Annotated in this window: 19 protein-coding genes and 1 rRNA gene; 15 read left to right on the forward strand and 5 right to left on the reverse strand. The window is 73.5% G+C overall.

What is annotated here, in order from left to right:
* The 5 genes from rrf to ACFVU9_RS42755 form a co-directional block, all read left to right on the forward strand.
* Nucleotides 1-92, forward strand: a 5S ribosomal RNA gene (rrf, locus tag ACFVU9_RS42735); the annotation flags it as partial.
* Nucleotides 93-347: 255 nt separating this feature from the next.
* A complete protein-coding gene (locus ACFVU9_RS42740) occupies nt 348-2,939 on the forward strand; it encodes an ATP-binding protein (protein WP_380449018.1) in 2,592 nt (863 codons plus the stop codon).
* Nucleotides 2,940-3,047: 108 nt separating this feature from the next.
* Entirely contained in the window at nt 3,048-3,728 is a 681-nt protein-coding gene (locus tag ACFVU9_RS42745; protein ID WP_380449017.1) for a response regulator, read from the forward strand.
* A gap of 98 nt (nt 3,729-3,826) precedes the next feature.
* Nucleotides 3,827-4,234 carry an OB-fold nucleic acid binding domain-containing protein gene (locus ACFVU9_RS42750; protein WP_329931199.1) on the forward strand — a complete coding sequence of 136 codons (408 nt, stop codon included), beginning with the start codon at nt 3,827-3,829 and terminating at the stop codon, nt 4,232-4,234.
* A gap of 2 nt (nt 4,235-4,236) precedes the next feature.
* Nucleotides 4,237-5,064, forward strand: coding sequence for a DUF3159 domain-containing protein (locus tag ACFVU9_RS42755; RefSeq protein ID WP_380509730.1), 828 nt, complete (start codon nt 4,237-4,239; stop codon nt 5,062-5,064).
* Between the two features lie 101 nt (nt 5,065-5,165).
* On the opposite strand, the gene ACFVU9_RS42760 is transcribed toward ACFVU9_RS42755, so the two are convergent.
* Together ACFVU9_RS42760 and ACFVU9_RS42765 are read right to left on the reverse strand one after the other, a co-directional pair.
* Nucleotides 5,166-5,837 carry a potassium channel family protein gene (locus ACFVU9_RS42760; protein WP_380444493.1) on the reverse strand — a complete coding sequence of 224 codons (672 nt, stop codon included), beginning with the start codon at nt 5,835-5,837 and terminating at the stop codon, nt 5,166-5,168.
* Nucleotides 5,837-6,505, reverse strand: coding sequence for a potassium channel family protein (locus tag ACFVU9_RS42765; protein WP_380444494.1), 669 nt, complete (start codon nt 6,503-6,505; stop codon nt 5,837-5,839). The genes ACFVU9_RS42760 and ACFVU9_RS42765 overlap by 1 nt, the downstream gene beginning before the upstream one ends.
* Nucleotides 6,506-6,740: 235 nt before the next feature.
* Here ACFVU9_RS42765 and ACFVU9_RS42770 point away from each other — a divergent pair, with 235 nt between their 5' ends.
* Together ACFVU9_RS42770 and ACFVU9_RS42775 are read left to right on the forward strand one after the other, a co-directional pair.
* Nucleotides 6,741-8,816 carry an APC family permease gene (locus tag ACFVU9_RS42770; RefSeq protein WP_387603022.1) on the forward strand — a complete coding sequence of 692 codons (2,076 nt, stop codon included), beginning with the start codon at nt 6,741-6,743 and terminating at the stop codon, nt 8,814-8,816.
* A 467-nt stretch (nt 8,817-9,283) separates the two neighbouring features.
* Complete coding sequence (locus ACFVU9_RS42775) at nt 9,284-10,642, forward strand: class I SAM-dependent RNA methyltransferase (protein ID WP_387603025.1); 1,359 nt, start codon at nt 9,284-9,286, stop codon at nt 10,640-10,642.
* A 103-nt stretch (nt 10,643-10,745) separates the two neighbouring features.
* Here ACFVU9_RS42775 and ACFVU9_RS42780 read toward each other — a convergent pair whose 3' ends face one another.
* The gene (locus ACFVU9_RS42780; protein ID WP_380444496.1) at nt 10,746-10,943 is read right to left on the reverse strand and encodes a hypothetical protein; all 198 of its coding nucleotides are present in this window, start codon (nt 10,941-10,943) and stop codon (nt 10,746-10,748) included.
* A gap of 230 nt (nt 10,944-11,173) precedes the next feature.
* Between ACFVU9_RS42780 and ACFVU9_RS42785 the strand changes: the two genes are divergently transcribed.
* Entirely contained in the window at nt 11,174-11,410 is a 237-nt protein-coding gene (locus tag ACFVU9_RS42785; protein WP_363653907.1) for a toxin-antitoxin system HicB family antitoxin, read from the forward strand.
* Nucleotides 11,407-11,835 carry a fic family toxin-antitoxin system, toxin component gene (locus tag ACFVU9_RS42790; RefSeq protein WP_359974421.1) on the forward strand — a complete coding sequence of 143 codons (429 nt, stop codon included), beginning with the start codon at nt 11,407-11,409 and terminating at the stop codon, nt 11,833-11,835. Before ACFVU9_RS42785 ends, ACFVU9_RS42790 begins: the two co-directional genes overlap by 4 nt.
* Before the next feature lie 36 nt (nt 11,836-11,871).
* Here ACFVU9_RS42790 and ACFVU9_RS42795 read toward each other — a convergent pair whose 3' ends face one another.
* Nucleotides 11,872-12,780, reverse strand: coding sequence for a GNAT family N-acetyltransferase (locus ACFVU9_RS42795; RefSeq protein ID WP_380444497.1), 909 nt, complete (start codon nt 12,778-12,780; stop codon nt 11,872-11,874).
* Between the two features lie 225 nt (nt 12,781-13,005).
* Here ACFVU9_RS42795 and ACFVU9_RS42800 point away from each other — a divergent pair, with 225 nt between their 5' ends.
* From ACFVU9_RS42800 to ACFVU9_RS42825, 6 genes are all read left to right on the forward strand, one after another.
* Nucleotides 13,006-13,872 (forward strand): RimK family alpha-L-glutamate ligase, encoded by an 867-nt coding sequence (locus ACFVU9_RS42800; RefSeq protein WP_380444498.1) that lies wholly within the window; start codon nt 13,006-13,008, stop codon nt 13,870-13,872.
* 323 nt (nt 13,873-14,195) lie between these two features.
* On the forward strand, nt 14,196-14,654 hold the full coding sequence (locus ACFVU9_RS42805; RefSeq protein WP_387603010.1) for a RimK family alpha-L-glutamate ligase: 459 nt from the start codon (nt 14,196-14,198) through the stop codon (nt 14,652-14,654).
* 72 nt (nt 14,655-14,726) lie between these two features.
* Nucleotides 14,727-15,557: a putative RNA methyltransferase gene (locus ACFVU9_RS42810; protein WP_387603013.1), complete on the forward strand. Its 831-nt coding sequence runs from the start codon at nt 14,727-14,729 to the stop codon at nt 15,555-15,557.
* Nucleotides 15,558-15,758: 201 nt separating this feature from the next.
* Nucleotides 15,759-17,180: an AAA family ATPase gene (locus ACFVU9_RS42815; RefSeq protein WP_380444501.1), complete on the forward strand. Its 1,422-nt coding sequence runs from the start codon at nt 15,759-15,761 to the stop codon at nt 17,178-17,180.
* On the forward strand, nt 17,177-17,569 hold the full coding sequence (locus ACFVU9_RS42820; protein WP_387603016.1) for a nucleotide pyrophosphohydrolase: 393 nt from the start codon (nt 17,177-17,179) through the stop codon (nt 17,567-17,569). Before ACFVU9_RS42815 ends, ACFVU9_RS42820 begins: the two co-directional genes overlap by 4 nt.
* Nucleotides 17,570-17,732: 163 nt before the next feature.
* Nucleotides 17,733-18,338: a DUF6099 family protein gene (locus ACFVU9_RS42825; protein WP_387603019.1), complete on the forward strand. Its 606-nt coding sequence runs from the start codon at nt 17,733-17,735 to the stop codon at nt 18,336-18,338.
* On the opposite strand, the gene ACFVU9_RS42830 is transcribed toward ACFVU9_RS42825, so the two are convergent.
* Nucleotides 18,281-18,511 carry a hypothetical protein gene (locus tag ACFVU9_RS42830; RefSeq protein WP_380498615.1) on the reverse strand — a complete coding sequence of 77 codons (231 nt, stop codon included), beginning with the start codon at nt 18,509-18,511 and terminating at the stop codon, nt 18,281-18,283. The genes ACFVU9_RS42825 and ACFVU9_RS42830 overlap by 58 nt on opposite strands.
* Nucleotides 18,512-18,827: the final 316 nt, after the last annotated feature.

Below are 18,827 nucleotides of genomic sequence, written 5' to 3' on the forward strand. Positions count from 1 at the left end.
CGCCCGGTTACATTCCGAACCCGGAAGCTAAGCCTCACAGCGCCGATGGTACTGCAGGGGGGACCCTGTGGGAGAGTAGGACGCCGCCGAACAATTCTTCTGAATGAACCCCCATCCGGTTTCCGGATGGGGGTTCTTCGCGTTTCCGGACAGTCCGTGCACGGGTTCCCGCCGGTTGGCGGGTACAGGCCAGCCGACGGGCTGTGGCACCGTCAATATGCCGCTAAAACAGCATGCTCAGTGCACGGATCAGCGGAAAATCGTCTCCCACGCCGTAGTCTCGAAGGGGGAGGGGAACAGGTGTCCGGGGGTGGCTCCCGGACCGGGCCGGATCAAGAATGGTGCTCATGGGACGTGGCAGGCTGCGCATCTACCTCGGGGCCGCCCCCGGGGTCGGCAAGACGTACGCCATGCTGGCGGAGGCGCACCGGCGGCAGGAGCGCGGTACGGACGTCGTCGTGGCGTTCGTGGAGGACCACGGCCGGCGGAACACGGCCGACCTCGTCGCCGGGCTGGAGGTCGTGCTGCGCCAGCAGGTGGTGCACCGGGGTGCCAGGTTCTCCGAGATGGACCTGGACGCCGTCCTCGCCCGCCGCCCGCAGGTGGCACTGGTCGACGAGCTGGCGCACACCAACATTCCCGGCTGCCGCAACGCCAAGCGCTGGCAGGACGTCGAGGAGCTGCTGGCGGCCGGGATCGACGTGATCTCCACGGTCAACATCCAGCACCTGGAGTCGCTCGGCGACACCGTGGAGGGCATCACCGGGGTGCGGCAGCGCGAGACCGTGCCGGACGAGGTGGTGCGGCGGGCCGACCAGATCGAGCTGGTCGACATGTCCCCGCAGGCCCTGCGCCGCCGGCTGGCCCACGGCAACGTGTACGCGCCGGAGAAGATCGACGCCGCCCTCGGCAACTACTTCCGTCCGGGCAACCTGACGGCGCTGCGCGAGCTGGCGCTGCTGTGGACCGCGGACCGGGTGGACGAGTACCTCCAGAAGTACCGGGCCGAGCAGGGCATCGAGGGCATCTGGCAGGCCCGGGAGCGGATCGTGGTGGGCCTGACCGGCGGGCCGGAGGGGGCGACGCTGATCCGTCGCGCCGCCCGGATCGCGGCCCGGACGTCGGGCGGCGAGCTGATGGCCGTCCACATCTCCCGTTCGGACGGGCTGGCGGGCACCGACCAGTCCCCGCAGATGCTGATCGAGCAGCGGTCGCTGGTCGAGAGCCTGGGCGGCACGTTCCACGCGGTCCTGGGCGACGACCCGGCCGTGGCGCTGCTGGACTTCGCCCGGGGCGTGAATGCCACCCAGATCGTGCTGGGCACGAGCCGCCGCCCCGGCTGGCAGTACGTCTACGGGCCCGGCGTCGGCACCACGGTGACCCGGGAGGCCGGGGACATCGACGTCCACATGGTCACCCACGAGCACGCCGGGAGCGGGCGGGGCAGGATCCCGATCCGGCGGATCACCGACCTGGGCCGCACCCGGACGGTGGCCGGCTGGCTGATCGGCCTGGTCGGCCCGCCGCTGCTGGCGCTGGCGCTGACCGCGATCGGCGGCCTCGGTCTGTCCACCGACATGCTGCTGTTCCTGTCGCTGACGGTCCTCGCCGCGCTGGTCGGCGGGCTGCTGCCGGCGATCGGGTCGGCGCTGGTCGGCTCCTCGGTGCTGAACTACTACTTCACGCCGCCGATCCACACGTTCACCATCAGCCAGCCGCAGAACATCATGGCGGTGGCCATATTCACCATCGTCGGCATCTCGGTCGCCTCCGTCGTGGACCTGGCGGCCCGCCGCACCCTCCAGGCGGCCCGCAGCCAGACCGAGGCCCAGACGCTCAGCGCGCTGGCCGGTACGGTCCTTCGCGGCGCGCCCAACGGGGACGGCGTGCTGACCGCCCTGATGGAGCAGGTGCGCGAGACCTTCGGGCAGGAGAGCGCCGCGCTGCTGGAGCGCCCGGACCCGCTCGGCGCCTGGGTGCCGGTCGCCGCCGCCGGGCCGCACCCGCCGCAGCGCCCCGAGGCGGCCGACGTGGACGTCCCCGTCGGCGAGAGCCTCGCGCTGGTGCTGCGCGGCCGGGTGCTGCCCGCGGCGGACCGCCGGCTGCTCGGGGCGTTCGCCGCGCAGGCCGCCGTGGTGCTGGAGCGCCGCCGGCTGGCCCGCGAGGCCGCCGCGGCCCGCCGGGAGGCGGAGGGCAACCGGATCCGCACCGCGCTGCTCGCCGCCGTCTCGCACGACCTGCGCACGCCGCTGGCCGGCATCAAGGCCTCCGTCACGTCGCTGCGCTCGGCGGACGTCGAGTGGGCCCCAGAGGACGAGGCGGAGCTGCTGGCCGGGATCGAGGCCGGGGCCGACCGGCTCGACCACCTGATCAACAACCTGCTGGACATGAGCCGGCTGCAGACCGGCACCGTGACCCCGCTGATCCAGGAGACCGACCTGGACGAGGTCGTGCCGTTCGCGCTCGGCGGCGTCCCGCTGGAGTCCGTCCGGCTGGACGTTCCGGAGACGCTCCCGATGATCCGGGCCGACGGCGGGCTGCTGGAGCGCTCCTTGGCCAACCTGATCGAGAACGCCGTCAAGTACAGCCCGGAGGGCGTGAAGGTGCTGGTCAAAGCCGACGCGCTGCACCCGCCGGGCGGGCCGGGACGGGTCGAGCTGCGGGTGGTGGACCGCGGCCCCGGCGTGCCCGAGGATGCCAAGGAGCGGATCTTCGCGCCGTTCCAGCGGTACGGGGACGCGCCGCGCGGCGCCGGGGTGGGCCTCGGGCTCGCCGTGGCGCGCGGGTTCGTGGAGGCCATGAACGGCACCGTCACGGCCGAGGACACCCCGGGCGGCGGCCTCACCATGGTCGTCACCCTGCCCGCCGTCGAGCGGCCCCCGGAACCGGGCGAGCCGTCCGGCGACGACCACGACCCGCTGTCCCGGCTCGTCACGTGACACCCGGACACCGACTTCCCGTCCGTCTGCACCACGGTCCGCACGCACCACCGTCCGCAAGTCCCACGCCCGCAAGCCCGACACAGCCCTGAAAGGCGGAGCCCGTATATGACCCGGGTCCTCGTCGTGGACGACGAACCGCAGATCGTCCGCGCGCTGGTGATCAACCTCAAGGCCCGCAAGTACGAGGTCGACGCGGCCCATGACGGCGCGAGCGCCCTGGAACTGGCCGCCGCCCGCCATCCCGACGTCGTCGTCCTCGACCTCGGCCTGCCCGACATGGACGGCGTCGAGGTGATCCGCGGGCTGCGCGGCTGGACCCGGGTGCCGATCATCGTGCTGTCGGCCCGGCACGCCTCCGACGAGAAGGTCGAGGCGCTGGACGCCGGCGCCGACGACTACGTCACCAAGCCGTTCGGCATGGACGAACTGCTCGCCCGGATGCGCGCCGCCGTGCGCCGGGCCGAGCCGGTGGCCGGCGAGGACGACTCGCTCGTGGTCACCGAGAGCTTCACCGTCGACCTCGCCGCCAAGAAGGTGAACCGCGACGGCACCGACGTCCGGCTTACCCCGACCGAGTGGCATCTGCTGGAGGTGCTGGTGCGCAACGCCGGCCGGCTGGTCAGCCAGACCCAGCTGCTCCAGGAGGTCTGGGGCCCGGCCTACCGCACCGAGACCAACTACCTGCGCGTCTACCTCGCCCAGCTGCGCCGCAAGCTGGAGCACGACCCCTCGCACCCGCGCCACTTCATCACCGAACCGGGCATGGGCTACCGCTTCGAGAGCTGACGGCCCGCCCGGTTTCCGGGCCCCGCACGGCCACCCCGTGCCCCGGCGGCGATCGTCCGGCCTGCCGCCGGGGGCCCGGAAACCGGTACCCTTCCCGCATGAGTGGTGACAACAGCAGCGACCAGCCGCAGGGCCGCTTCCGCCGCATGCTCAGCCGGCTGACCTCGTCGGCCGAGGAGCTGCGGGCCGAGGAGCTGCGCCAGGAGAGCGCGGCCGAGTCGGGCTGCACGCCGATCGCCGGCTGCGCGGACCGCGATCTGGTGACCGTGGCGGGCACGCTGCGCACGGTGACGCTGCGCCCGCGGGCCGGGGTGCCGGCCCTGGAGGCCGAGCTCTTCGACGGCACCGAGGCGCTGGACATGGTCTGGCTCGGCCGCCGCTCGATCGCGGGCATAGAGCCGGGCCGCCGGCTCGTCGCCAGCGGTCGGATCAGCCACGCACGCGGGCGCCGCGTGCTGTTCAACCCCCGCTACGAGCTGCGTCCGGTTGGACACGGGAGCGAATGAGCGTGAGCAACCACCCCGGCGGCGACGCCGCCCGGCTCGACCTGAACGCCGCCGACGTGGCGGCCTGGCAGGACGCCGCCGCGAAGGACGCCGCAGAAGGCCTGGCGCGGTCGGTCGACGCCGCCGCACCGGCCACCGGCCAGGAGCTCGACCCGGAGGCCGCCGAGGCCGCCCGCAAGGCCGCCGCCTCGAAGGAGGCCGCCGACACCGTGCTGCAGGCCTTCGGCGGCGTGCGCGGCATGGTCGACATGACGCTGCCCGGCCTGGTCTTCATCGTCACGTACAACATCACCCACCAGGTCAGTGCCGCCGCGTGGGCCGCGCTCGCGCTGAGCGCCCTGTTCGTGGTGGTCCGGCTGGCGAAGCGGGAGACCGTCCAGCACGCCTTCAGCGGGGTGTTCGGCGTCGCCATCGGCGCCTGGATCTCGATGAAGAGCGGCCGGGCCGAGGACTTCTACCTGCCCGGCCTGCTGTGGAACGTCGGCTACTGCATCGGGCTCGCGGTCTCCGCGCTGGTGCGCTGGCCGCTGATCGGCCTGATGCTCGGCCCGATCACCGGCGAGATGTTCACCTGGCGCAAGGAGAACCCGGGCCGGCTGCGCGCCTACACCAAGGCGACCTGGGCCTGGGTCGTGATCATGGGCATCAAGCCGGTGATCCTCTTCCCGCTGTACTTCACCCACAACGTCAACCTGCTCGGCTGGCTGAAGGTCGCGCTCGGCATCCCGCCGCTGCTGCTGGCGATGTACGTGACCTGGCAGATCCTGCTGAAGGCGCCGCCGCCGATCAAGGCGCCGCTGGACGACGACGAGGAGGAGCCGGCGAAGTAGCCGGCCCGACCCGCGGTGCACGCAGGAGGGCCCGCACCCCGTCCGGGGTGCGGGCCCTCCTGCGTGTCGGACGCCGTGTCGGACGCCGCCGGGAGTGCCGGCTACTGGGCGCCGGAGGTGGCCGACAGCAGGTCCTCCAGCTCCTCCTCGCGCTCCTGCGCCGCGACGAACAGCAGCTCGTCGCCGCCCTCCAGGGTGTCGTCCTTGCCGGGCACGAGCACCCGGCCCTCGCGGATGATCGTCACCAGCGCGGTGTCCGGCGGCCAGGCGACGTCGCCCACCCGGGTGCCGACCAGTTCGGTGTCGGCCGCCAGGGTCAGCTCGACCAGGTTGGCGTTGCCCTGGCTGAAGCGCATCAGGCGGACCAGGTCGCCGACGCTGACCGCCTCCTCGACCAGCGCGGACATCAGGCGCGGGGTGGAGACGGCGACGTCCACGCCCCAGGACTCGTTGAAGAGCCACTCGTTCTTCGGGTTGTTCACCCGGGCGACCACCCGCGGCACCGCGTACTCGGTCTTGGCGAGCAGCGAGACGACCAGGTTGACCTTGTCGTCGCCGGTCGCGGCGATCACCACGTGGCAGCGCTGAAGGGCCGCCTCGTCCAGCGAGGTGATCTCGCAGGCGTCGGCCAGCAGCCACTCCGCCAGCGGCACCCGCTCCACCGAGATGGAGTTGGGGTTCTTGTCTATCAGCAGGACCTCGTGCCCGTTCTCCAGGAGCTCGCCCGCGATCGAGCGGCCCACGGCACCGGCCCCGGCAATGGCGACCCGCATCAGTGACCCTCCTCCTTCGGTCCCTGCGCGAACGCGGCCTCGACGGCCGTCAGGTCGGCCCGGCGCAGCATCACGTGCACCAGGTCGCCCTCCTGCAGCAGCGTCTGCGGCGTGGGCAGCAGGCCCTCGCCGAGCCGGGTGACGAACGCCACCCGCGAGCCGGAGGCCTCCTCCAGCTCGGCCAGGCGGCGGCCGACCCAGCGCGGGTCGTAGGCGACCTCGGCCAGCTGGACGCTGCCGCTCGGGTCCTGCCACAGCGGCTCGGCGCCGCTCGGCAGCAGCCGGCGCAGCATCTGGTCGGCGGTCCAGCGGACCGTGGCCACGGTCGGGATGCCCAGGCGCTGGTAGACCTCGGCACGTCGGGGGTCGTAGATCCGGGCGGCGACGTTCTCCACGCCGAAGGTCTCCCGGGCGACCCGCGCCGCGATGATGTTGGAGTTGTCACCGCTGGAGACGGCGGCGAACGCGCCGGCCTCCTCGATGCCCGCCTCGCGCAGGGTGTCCTGGTCGAAGCCGACACCGGTGACCCGGCGGCCGTTGAACCCGGCGCCCAGGCGGCGGAAGGCCGTCGGGTCCTGGTCGACCACCGCGACGGAGTGGCCCTGTTTCTCCAACGCTCTCGCGAGGGCCGAGCCCACGCGGCCGCAGCCCATGATGACGATGTGCACCGGCGCTACCTCACCCGATCCGTTGGGTTCTTGACCTGCGCAAACACCGTTCATCTCCCTCTCCCGCCCCGGTGGCCGGGGCGAGCGTCCTGTTCGGTACCGGCGCGACAACCAGAGTGTTGCCCACCGGCTCGTATCCGACACGCTAGCCGGTCCACCGAACACAGTCGCGACGAAGGGTGGGGAGTTCGGCGCAAGCCCTGTCGGCAAACCCCTACGATTCCTTAACGTGCCTATGCCGACTGACCTTCCGAAACGCCTGCTGATCGGGCGCGCCCTGCGGAGCGACAAACTGGGCGAGACGCTGCTGCCGAAGCGGATCGCGCTCCCCGTCTTCGCCTCGGACGCGCTCTCCTCGGTGGCCTACGCCCCCGAGGAGATCCTGCTCACCCTGTCGGTAGCGGGCGCGTCCGCCATCCACTTCTCCTGGCAGATCGGCCTCGTCGTCGCGATCGTCATGCTCGCCGTCGTCGCCTCCTACCGGCAGAACGTCCACGCCTACCCGAGCGGCGGCGGCGACTACGAGGTGGCGACCGTCAACCACGGCCCGGCCGCCGGCCTGGTCGTCGCGAGCGCGCTGATGGTCGACTACGTCCTCACCGTGGCCGTCTCCACGACCTCCGGCGTCGCCAACGTCGTCTCCGCCGTGCCCTCGCTGCGCGGCCACGAGCTGACCCTGTCGGTCATCGTGATCGTGCTGCTGATGGGCATGAACCTGCGCGGTGTCCGGGAGTCCGGGACCGCCTTCGCCGTGCCCACCTACGCGTTCATGATCGGCGTCGTCGGCATGGTCTGCTACGGGTTCTTCCGGCACTTCGCGCTCAGCCAGGACATGCCCGCCGAGAGCTCCGGCTTCCACCTCGTCGCCACCCCGGGCAACGGATCGCTCGCCGGGTTCGCGATGGTGTTCCTGCTGCTCAAGTCGTTCTCCTCCGGCTGCGCCGCGCTCACCGGCGTCGAGGCCATCTCCAACGGCGTGCCGGCCTTCCGCAAGCCCAAGAGCAAGAACGCGGCCACCACGCTGCTCATGATGGCCGGCGTCGCCGTGGTGATGTTCATGGGCATCATCTGGCTGGCCCGGCTCACCGGCGTCCAGATGGCCGAGAACCCGGTCGAGCAGCTCGTCGGCTCCTCGCCCGACTACCACCAGAAGACTGCCCTCGCCCAGATCAGCGAGGCCGTCTTCTCGAACTTCACGCCCGGCTTCTACTTCGTCGCCGCCGTCACCGGCCTGATCCTGGTGCTCGCCGCCAACACCGCCTTCAACGGGTTCCCGGTGCTCGGCTCGATCCTCGCCCAGGACCGCTACCTGCCCCGCCAGCTCCACACCCGCGGCGACCGGCTCGCCTTCTCCAACGGCATCATCCTGCTGGCGATCGCGGCGATCCTGTTCGTCATCGCCTTCGACGCCGACCCCAACCGGCTGATCCAGCTCTACATCGTCGGCGTCTTCGTGTCCTTCAACATGAGCCAGTCCGGCATGATCCGGCACTGGACCAGGCTGCTGCGCACCGAGACCGACCCGGCCGAGCGCCGCCGCATGCAGCGCAGCCGGGCCATCAACACCTTCGGCCTGGTGATGACCATGGCCGTGCTGATCGTCGTCCTGGTCACCAAGATCGGCCACGCCTGGATCGCGATCGCCGCGATGGTCGTGCTGTTCGTGATGATGAAGGGCATCCGGCGCCACTACGACCGCGTCTCCGAGGAGCTCAGCGCCGCCGAGGAGCCCGACGACGTCGTGCTGCCCACCCGGGTGCACGCCGTCGTCCTGGTCTCCAAGCTGCACAAGCCCGCGCTGCGCGCCCTCGCGTACGCGCGGCTCGCGCGCCCCCACACGCTGGAGGCCATCTCGGTCAACGTCGACCCGGCGGACACCGAGGCGCTGCGCCGGGAGTGGGACGAGCGCGGGATCGAGGTGCCGCTGAAGGTGCTGGACTCGCCGTTCCGCGAGATCACCGGGCCGGTCCTCGACTACGTCAAGAACCTGCGCCGCAGCAGCCCGCGCGAGGTGGTGTCGGTCTACATCCCCGAGTACGTCGTCGGCCGCTGGTACGAGCACCTGCTGCACAACCAGAGCGCGCTGCGGCTCAAGGGGCGGCTGCTGTTCAAGCCCGGTGTGATGGTCACCTCGGTGCCGTGGCAGCTGGAGTCCTCCGAGCGGCGCCGGCCGCAGAAGGCCTGGTCGGCGCCGGGGGCCGTCCGCCGTGGCGAGCCGCGGGCGCCGAAGGCCGTAGAGTCGAAGGATTCCGACCGGACCGGCGCGAGCGCCGGTGCGACCTCCGACCGCAGCAAGGACTCCTCCCAGTGACCCGCAACAATCCGCCCCGCTCCTCGGGCAACTCCGGGGGCAAGCCCGGCCGCTCCGGCGCCACCTCCGGCAAGGGCGCCCGCCGGGGCGGCACCAAGCCCGGGCAGGTCGCCCGGCCGCGCTGGGGTCGGCCCGTCATCCGTCCGGAGGCCACCGATCGCGACGGTCTGACCGCGCGGACGGCGCCGCTCGCCCCGGGCGAGCGGGCGGAGACGACGGCGGACTCCGAGGCGGCGGCTGGGGCTGCGGCGTCGGGCAAGGGCGCGGCGTCGGGCAAGGGCGCCGGCGCCTCGGGGGCCTCGGGGGCTTCGGCCAAGGGCTCCGCCGGGAAGGGCGCCGCTGGGAAGGCTGCTGCCGGGAAGGGCGCTGCCGCGTCCGGCAAGGGCGGCGCGGGTTCCCAGGGCAAGGACGGCGCGTCCGGCAGGGGCGGGGCGCCGCGCAAGCAGGCCGTGCGCCCGCCGAAGGCGCTGCGCGGCCAGCAGCCGCGCTCGCAGCGGCCGGAGACGCCGTCGGGTGACCCGCTGGTCGGGCAGCGGTACGAGGTCGAGGTCGGCGCGGTCGCGCACGGCGGCGGGCACTGCGTGGCCCGGTACGAGGGCCGGGTGCTGTTCGTCCGGCACGCGCTGCCCGGCGAGAAGGTGGTCGCGCAGGTGACCGAGGGGACCACGACGTCGCGGTTCCTGCGGGCCGACGCGGTGGAAATCCTGGAGCCCGCCAAGGAGCGGATCGCCCCGCCGTGCCCGTTCGCCGGGCCCGGCAAGTGCGGCGGCTGCGACTGGCAGCACGTGACCCCCGGCGGGCAGCGCAAGCTCAAGGCGGCGGTGCTGACCGAGCAGCTGGCGAAGCTGGCCGGGCTCACCCCGGAGGAGGCGGGCTGGGACGGCAGCGTCGAGCCGGTCGGCGGCAAGCTCCCGGCCGGGCAGGTGCCGGCCTGGCGCACCCGGGTGCAGTACGCGGTGGACGCGGACAGCGGCAAGGTCGGCCTGCGCAAGCACCGCTCGCACGAGATCCAGCCGGTCGACCACTGCCTGATCGCCGCGCAGGGCGTCACCGAGCTCGGCGTCGAGGCCCGCGACTGGCCGGGCGTCGCCTCGGTCGAGGTCTTCGCCGCGACCGGCTCCTCGGACCGCCAGATCGTGCTCACCCCGCGGCCCGGCGCGCAGCTGCCGCTGGTCGAGCTGGACAAGCCGGTGTCGATCGCCCGCATCGACGACCAGGGCGGCGTGCACCGCGTGCACGGGCGCTCTTTCGTGCGCGAGCGGGCCGCCGGGCGCACCTGGCGGGTCAGCGACGGCGGCTTCTGGCAGATCCACCCGGAGGCGCCGGACACCCTCGTGGACGCCGTCCTGGACGGCCTGGACCCGCAGTGGGGCGAGAACGCGCTCGACCTGTACTGCGGCGTGGGCCTGTTCGCGGGCGCGCTGGCGGACCGGGTCGGCGAGGACGGCGCGGTGCTCGGCATCGAGTCGGCCAAGCAGGCGGTGGTCGACGCCCGGCACAACCTGGCCGCGCTGGACAACGTCCGGATCGAGTGCGACCGGGTCGAGACGCTGCTGCCGCGCACCGGCATCACCGCCACCGACCTGATCGTGCTGGACCCGCCGCGCTCGGGCGCCGGGCGCGAGACCGTCGCGCACCTGGCGGGTCTGGCGGCGCGCCGGATCGCGTACGTCGCGTGCGACCCGGCGGCGCTCGCCCGGGACCTCGGCTTCTTCCGCGAGGGCGGCTACCGGCCGGTCTCGCTGCGGGCCTTCGACCTGTTCCCGATGACGCACCACTTCGAGTGCGTGGCGATCCTGGAGCCGGTCGGCGGCGCGACCGGGTGAGGTAGCGGCGCGCACGTGCCGAGGAGGCGGTACCCGGGGTGTTCCGGGTGCCGCCTCCTCGGTGTTTCCGGCCGCTCGCTGCGGACCGCTCGGTCGGGGGTGGTCAGGGCTCGTTGTGCTCTTCCTCGGCGGCGTCGTGCGGAAGGTCGATCCCGTGCTGGGCGGCGAGCCGGAGCAGCTCGGAGATCCGGCCCTCGTACGCCTGGACGCCGTCGGCGTCCCCTTCGGCCCGGGCCGTCGCGAGGTCGCGGCGGGCCTGGGCGAGCTGCTCGCGCAGCTCCTGGTCGAACATGGCTGTCATTGCCGGCCTCCACACCGGTCGGTGCCGCTTCACGGAACGCTCAGGAGTGTTCAGAGTCTCGGAAGGTGCAGGACTCTTCAAGTCTCGTCCGTCGTGGCGGGGGTGGTTCGGCGGACGGTGGGTATGAGTCCGGGGCGCCTCCGGGGTTGTGCGGGGGCGTGCGGTGGGTGCGTGTGGGGGCGGGATCCGCGCCCTTGTTGTGCTAGCACTTCAGCGCTAGCTTGAGGCCCATGGGTAAAAAGCAGCTGAACGTCAGGGTGGACGCCGCCACCGCGGAGATGGCCCGGGAGCGGGCGGAGCAGCAGGGGATCAGCATGAACCAGTACATCGAGCGCCTGGTCCAGCAGGACATGGGCGAGTCCGGGCGGGCCTTCGTCGACGCCGCCGCGAAGTTCATGAAGGAGTACGAGACGGCCTTCCTGGCGGAAACCGCGGAGCCGGGTGACCTCCAGGGCGTGCGCCGTTGAAACTGGAGGTCGACCTCTCGTGGCTGCTCATGACCGCCGAGCAGTACACGCCCGGTGACCCGCAGGTCACCGACTACGGATCGCTGCTCGCGGCGGTCTCCCGCCACCAGGCCGAGATCTTCGACATCGCCGTCTACCCCGAACCGCAGGACCGCGCCGCCGCCCTGATGCACCAGCTGATCCGGGTGCCGGCCCTGGAGAAGACCAACGAGCTGTTCGCCACCGCCGTCGCCTACGCCTACCTCGTCGCGAGCGGCTGCACGGTGGCGACCACCGCCCGCGAGGTGCGCAGCCTCGCCCGGGCCATCCGGGAGGGGCGGCTCGGCGTGTCGGGCGTCGCCGAGCGGCTGTCCGCGTGGGTCGTGGACGAGGCGGAGGGGGAGGGCGTCACCGGGGCGGACGACGAGGACGGGGACGACGACTGACGGCCGCCCCCGTTCCCGTTCGTCCGGCGCGCCGCGTCAGCCGGCCGTTCCGTCGGGCGTTCCGTCGGGCGTCGCCGGTTCGGCGATCAGGGCCGTCGCGAACGGGCGGAAGCCGGCCCGGCGGTAGATCCGGGCGACGTCCTCGTCCGCGGCGGACAGGAACACCGTCCGCACGCCGTTCGCGCGGGCGTGGGCGACCAGCGCCGCCGTCACCGCGAGCCCGAGACCGCGCCGGCGCGCCGCCGGAAGCGTGCCGACCCCGCCGACCTCCGTCACCGGGCCCACCGGGTTGTGCTGGCCCGCGCACAGCGGTGTGCCGTCCTCCAGCGCCGCCGCCAGCACGGTGGTGCCCGCGGTGATCCGCTCGGCGACCCGCCGCGCGGTGCCGTCGGCCGCCAACTCCTGCTCCGCCGTCGCCAGTTCGACGGTCCCGGCGGCACCGATGCCGGTGCCCGGATCGGCGAACGCCAGCCGCGGGACGGCCAGCGCGGCCGCCAACTCCGGTGCGTCCGCAGCCAGGACGCGCACCTCCACCCGCTCCGCGGGGGCGGGCGCGGCGCCCGGCTCGTCCGCCGGGCCCAGCACCAGCAGCGGGTGCTCGTGCACCGTCAGCCCGGCCCCCTCGACCGCGGCGCGCAGCTCCGGGTCGTGCTCGGCGACCCACTCGAACGCCTCCGGCACGCCCAACTCCCGCTGGCGGGCCAGCACTCGGAGAACGTCGTCGGCGGTCACGGCGGGCCCGTCGTGACCCAGCGTCGGGCGGGCGTAGTACGGCCAGCCGGCGCCGTCGCGGACGAACAGGGTCAGCGGACCGAAGTCCTCGGTGCGCGCGGCGCTGCGCGGCACCGCGTCGTAGTAACGCTCGATCTCGTCGAGGAGGTGCGGGTCCGCAGTGGCGGAGGCGGTGGTGGAGGGAATCGCGGGTGCATGATCGGCAGAAGTCACGGCGGCATCCAAGCAGGACTCGCGGACCGCCCGCCACCGGTTTGACCGGCCGGGCGCCGGACGGTCGTCCGGACACGCACCGGCCTTCCCGCGATTGTTGCCGAACGCTTACCGCCGCCGCGATCTTGATCGGGCACCCCGTGGCATGCTGATGCCTTCACAGCTCTGCCGAGGGGGACGGCGGAAAACTCCGGACTCGGTACGGCAAGGGGGGAAGACAGGCCCATGAGGCTCTGCTTTCTGGTGGAGGAGCACTACCGGCACGACGGCATGCCGCTCGACGTCGCACGCCAACTCACCGCGTGGGGGCACCGGGTGGACGTGCTGCGCCCCGGCGACTCGCTCCTCGCGATCTCCGAGGCGGTGCGGGCCGGCACCCACGACGCGTGGGTGCTCAAGACCGTCTCCGGCGGGCCCGGCCTCACCCTCCTCGACGCGGCCGCGGCCGTCGGGCTCACCACCGTCAACGACGTCCGCTCGATCCGCGGCGTGCGCGACAAGGCGCTCGCCTCCGTCATCGCCCGCACCCGCGGCCTGCCCGTGCCCGTCACGTACGCCGCCGCCCGGTGGGAACGGCTCGCCGAGATACCCGCCGCCGAGTACCCGCTCGTCGTCAAGCCGGCCGACGGCAGCTCCGGACGCGCCGTGCGGCTCGTCCGCACCCCCGACCACCTGCTCGCGCTCGGCCCCTCGCTCGCCGGGGAAGGACTGCTGATCGCGCAGCCGTACGTGCCCAACTCAGGCGTGGACCTCAAGATCTACTGCGTCGACGGCGAGTTCCACGCCACCGAGCGCTGCTCGCCGCTGCACCCCGGGCAGGGGGTGCGGGAGCGGCGGGTGCCGCTCGCGGGCGAGGTCGCGCGGATCGCGGCGCAGGTGGGAGAGGTGTTCGGGCTCGACCTGTACGGCGTCGACGTGCTGCTCGGACCGGACGGGCCGGTCGTCGTCGACGTCAACGACTTCCCGAGCTTCCGGCAGGTGCCGGACGCCGTCGCCCGGGTCGGACGGGCCGTGCTGCGGCTCGCGCGCGGCGGGACGGCCGTGTCGGTGCCGGCCCCGGCGCTGGTGACGGCGGGCGGGGGCGCGCTGTGAGGGTCGGGCTGATCACGGCGGACCCGGGGCACCCGGTGCTGGCGGCCACGGCGGAGGTGCTGCGCGCGCGGGGGCACGGGGTGGAGGTCGTCGGGCCGGGGGATGAGCAGGTCTCCCACCCAATGGCGGACGTCTATCTTCTCAAGGCTCACACGGTGCAAGCTCTGGCCTTGGCACGTGAGTTGGAGCTGAGTGGTGCTCCCGTCATCAACTCGGTCGCGGAGACGGAGCTTTGCCAGGACCGGTGGCGGATGGCGGAAGTCGCCCGCACTGCTCGACTTCCCTTCGCGGAGACCAGCGCGGCCGGTAGCCTTCGCGAACTCGTGGATCCGGTATACCCGTTCGTCGTCAAGAGCCGGCACAGCCGGCGCGGCGACCTCGTCGCCCGGGTCGACGACGCCGCCCGGCTGCGCGAACTCGCCGAGCGCTGGCCGGACGAAGCCGTCGTCACCCAGCCCTTCCTCGACGGCACCGGCTGGGACCAGAAGCTGTGGGTCGTCGACGGCCGGGTGTTCGCCGCCCGGCGGCGCTCCGAACTCGCCCCGCCCGCCGCCGACGCCCGGCCCGCCGCGGAATGGGAACCACCGGCCGACCGGGCCGCCCTCGCGCTGCGCGTCGGCGAGGCGTTCGGCCTCGACGTGTACGGCGTCGACCTGCTCGACGGGCCCGCCGAGCCCGTCGTCGTCGACGTCAACGCCTTCCCCGGCATCCGTGGCCGCGCGGGCGCCCCCGAGGCACTGGCCGACCTCGCCCTGCGCGTCGCGGCCGGCCGCGGTCGTTAGGCTGGCACCCCCGAGCACCTCGGGGAACGCCCGGGACGGCCCTCGGGGCGCACGGCGAGAGAAGACGGAACGTTGCTGCAGGACATCGAGCCCTACCTGGCCTGCCCGCACTGCGCGCAGCCCCTCGCCCGGCACGAACGCAGCATGCGCTGCCCCGCCGGGCACAGCCACGACCTCGCCAAGCAGGGCTACGTCAGCCTCCTCGCCGGTGACGCCCACACCGGCACCGGCGACACCGCCGACATGGTCGCCGCCCGGGCCGACTTCCTCGCCGCCGGCCACTACGGCCCCATCGCCGACGCCCTCGCCGAAGCCGCCGCGTCCGCCGACCCCGAAGGCCTCGTCGCCGACCTCGGCGCCGGCACCGGCCACTACCTCGCCCACGTCCTCGACGCCCTGCCCGGCCGGCCGGGCGCCGCGCTCGACATCTCCAAGTACGCACTGCGCCGCGCCGCCAAGGCCCACCCCCGGATCGGCGCGGTCGTCTGCGACGCCTGGCGCCCGCTGCCGCTGCTCGACGGGTCCGCCGGGCTGATGCTCAACGTGTTCGCGCCCCGCAACGGGCCGGAGATCCGCCGCGTGCTGCGCCCCGGCGGCACCCTGCTGCTGGTCTCGCCGACCCCGCGGCACCTGCGCGAACTCGTCGCCGCGCTCGGGCTGCTGTCGGTCGACGAGGACAAGCAGCGGCGGATCGACGAGAAGCTCGGCCCGTACCTGACGCCCGAGGGGCGGCGGGAGGTCGAGTTCACGCTGCGGCTCGGGCCGCAGGACGTGCGCACGGTGGTCGGGATGGGGCCGAGCGCCTGGCACACCGATCCGGAGCGGCTGGCCGCGGCGCTCGCCGGGCTGCCGGAGCCGGTCGAGGTGACGGCGTCGGTGACGGTCGCGGTGTACCGGCGCTGAGAACGGGGGCTGAGGCCGGTCGCTGAGGCCCGGTCGCTGAGAACGGGCGCGGTGTACCGGCGCTGAGGGCTCTCCTGCGCGCCCTCGTTGTGCGCACCCTGTGCGCCTCCCATGCCCGGGCCGTGCACGCGGCTCCCCGATGGGATGAATCTGCCGCGCAGGCACGTTTCTGCCGCCTGACCTGCAGTTAGGGTCCGACGGGTGAACCGCGACGCCACCCGCACCGCCTCGCCGTCCCACCCCCGACCGGACGCCCCGGCGCCCGATCGGCCGCCCGTACCGCGCCCCACCGTCGACGAGCTCCGGCTCACCTCCTTCAAGTCCTACCGGCGCGCCGCACTGCCGCTCGCACCGCTCACCGTCCTGCACGGACCGGCCGGCGTCGGCAAGGCCAACGCGCTCGACGCGCTCGCCGTCCTGTCCCGCCTCGCCCTCGGCGAGGAGATCGCGGACTCCCTCGACGGCATCCCCGGCGCCTCCGGCCAGCTCGCCACTCCCGTCCGCGGGGGCCTGGCCGGATGCGTCCCGCACGGGCGCGACGCGATCATCCTCGGCTGCACCGTCCGCTCCCCGGCGGGCCGCATCCGGCTAGACGTCGTCATCCGCACCGACGGACCCGTCCGGATCGCCCGCGAATCGCTCAGCCTCGACGGGCGCACCCTCGTCGAGACCGGCGAACAGGACCTGCGCGGCCGGCGCGTCAACGTCTGCTGGCACAACGACACCCGCCAGGGCGACATCCGGGCACCCTTCCCCAGCGGCACCATGATCACCGCCCAGCTGCCGCTCCGGGTCGCCGGTTCCTCGCCCGGCGAACGCACCGTCCTCGCCGCCACCGAGCACGCGCTCACCGCCCTGCGCGAGGTCTTCCCCGTCCACCCCGTGCCGGCCCTCATGCGCGACTGGGCCCGCCCCGACCCGCAGGCCCGCCTGACCAGCAACGCCGCCAACATCTCCGCCGTCATCGCCCGGCTCGCCGGCGAGTGCCCGCGTCGCTACGGCCAGCTCCTCCGGGTCGTCCAGTCCGCCGCACCGCACCCGCTGCTCGGCCTCGACCTCGCCCACCGCGGCACCGGCGCCGACCGGGGGGTCCTCGCGGTCTTCGACGAGGGCCTCCTCGGACGCACCGGGGCCGACCAGGCCTCCGACGGGATGCTGCGCCACCTCGCGTTCGCCGCCGTGCTGCTCACCGGCGCCGGGGTGCTCGACCTGGACGTGGCCGCCGAGGTGCCGTGGGCGCACCGGCAGCTCACGGTGCTCGCGGGGGACCTGGGGGCCGGGCTGTCCACCGAGCAGACGGCCTCGCTGCTGCGGCTGGCGCGGGAGATGTCGGGGCGCAACCAGTTGCGGGTGCTGGCCGCGCTGCAGGAGCCGGCGGCGGCCCGGGAGGCGCTGGCCGGGGGGTCCGTGGGCGGGGTCATGCTGGTCGAGTGCCGGCGCGACCCGGCCGCGGGGCACACCGTGCTGCGGCCCGAGACGGCGCGGGTGCCGGCCCAGTGCGGGCGCGGGGAGGGGGAAGCGGCTGCTTCTGCCGCTTCTGCGGCTCCTGCCGCCGCTGACGGTGTTGACGGCGGGGACGGCGGGGCGGGGGCGGACGGGGATGCGGTAGACCTGGACGCGTGAACGAACGAGCTGAGGAATCCGGTGCCGGCCCTGCGGCACCGACGTTGGAGAGCCTGCGGCAGCGGCTGGTGGACTTCGCGGCGGTGCGGAAGTGGGACCCCTTCCACACGCCGAAGAACCTGGCGGCGGCGCTGACGGTGGAGGCCGGCGAGCTGCTGGAGATCTTCCAGTGGCTGACGCCGGAGCAGGCCGCCGCGGTGATGTCCGACCCGCAGCGCGCCCACCGGGTGCGGGACGAGGTGGCCGACGTCCTCGCGTACCTGGTGCAGTTCTGCACGGCGGTGGGGGTGGACCCGCTGGAGGCGCTCGCGGCCAAGATCGAGCGGAACGAGGAGCGCTTCCCGGTGCCGGGATCGGCCGCCTACGTCAAGCCTGAGGTGCGCGAATAATCCCTGCGAGGGACAGGAGTTGTCCACAGCCCCGGGGTTTTCCACAGCTTTGAAAAGCCCCAATGCGCACCTCCCTCTCTCGGCGCACGCTTTCGCCGTGACCACGAACCGCCCCGGCGGCGGCCGTGGTCGGACGGCGAAAGCGAGCGGAAGGGGACGCGCCATGGAGGCGCTGCGACTGATCAAGACGGCCCGGCACGCACTGGTCGAGGCCAGGCACGTACCCGACGTGCTGGCGGAGGCACGGCGGGCGGCGCTGCTCACCGAAGCGGTGGGGGCCCGGTTGGCCGAGCTGGACGAGGAGGAACTGGCCGGACTCGGCAGACAGCTGTCCGAGGCGGGCACGGTCGCCTCGGGCTGCCTGGACCGGTCCGTGGTCAGGGCAGCCGTGCTGAGCGGCGGACGGTCCGGCCGGCTCGGCGAACTCGGCGACCTGGAGGAGACGTTGGGGGCGCTCGACGGGCTGCTGCGCGAGCTCGGCGAGACGCTGGTGGTGCTGGCCTGCGGGGCCGACACGGAGAGCGTGTACTGGACGTGCATCGACACCGTCGACGCGGTGGCGGAGTGCAAGGACCTCGTGGTGCGGCTCCGGCAGGCGGCGGGGCGGTTCCTCGGAGCGGCGGAGGCCGAGCCGGCCGGCCGGGGCGCGCCCTTACTGGTGGTCCGGCTCGGCCCGCCGGGTGAGGGCGGGCCGACGGACGGGGCGCCGGACTACCGGGTGCCCGGCGCGACGGCCGGAGCCCCGGAGGTGTCGGTGCCGGTGGGGTAGCCGGCCGTACCGGCGTCGCGGACGCCGGAGGACTGGAGTTCGGCGAGGTCCGCGGTCACGGAGGCGAGCAGTTCCTGCATCTGCTCCAGCAGGCTCTTCGGAGTGGCGGCCGGGACCGCCGGGGCAGTCGGGAACTGCGGCGCGGCGGATGTCTCGGACCAGAGTTCGGACATGACGGGACCTCTTCGGATCGGTAGTGCGACGTGAAGCGGCCGACGGTGGCTCGGCCCGCGCGGCGGGGGTGGCTGCTGCCTTGCCACCGGGGCGCACGCTCCCGCCGCAGCGTCCAACGACCCGCGCCGCCACCGGGTCACCGCACACCACCCGATGCGGTCCATGTCGGCGGGGAGGTCAGCCTCCCGAGTGAAACGAGGGTTGCCGCCTCAGGGAGCCCTGAGTTAAGGCGAGGGTTGGAGGGATCGGGCGGAGGGTTGAGGTGGCCTGCAGTGGCTGCTCGGCGCCGGTGTCCCCGGCACCGAGCAGCCAGGC

It is taken from the genome of Kitasatospora sp. NPDC057936 (genome assembly GCF_042887525.1).
Lineage (GTDB): Bacteria > Actinomycetota > Actinomycetes > Streptomycetales > Streptomycetaceae > Kitasatospora.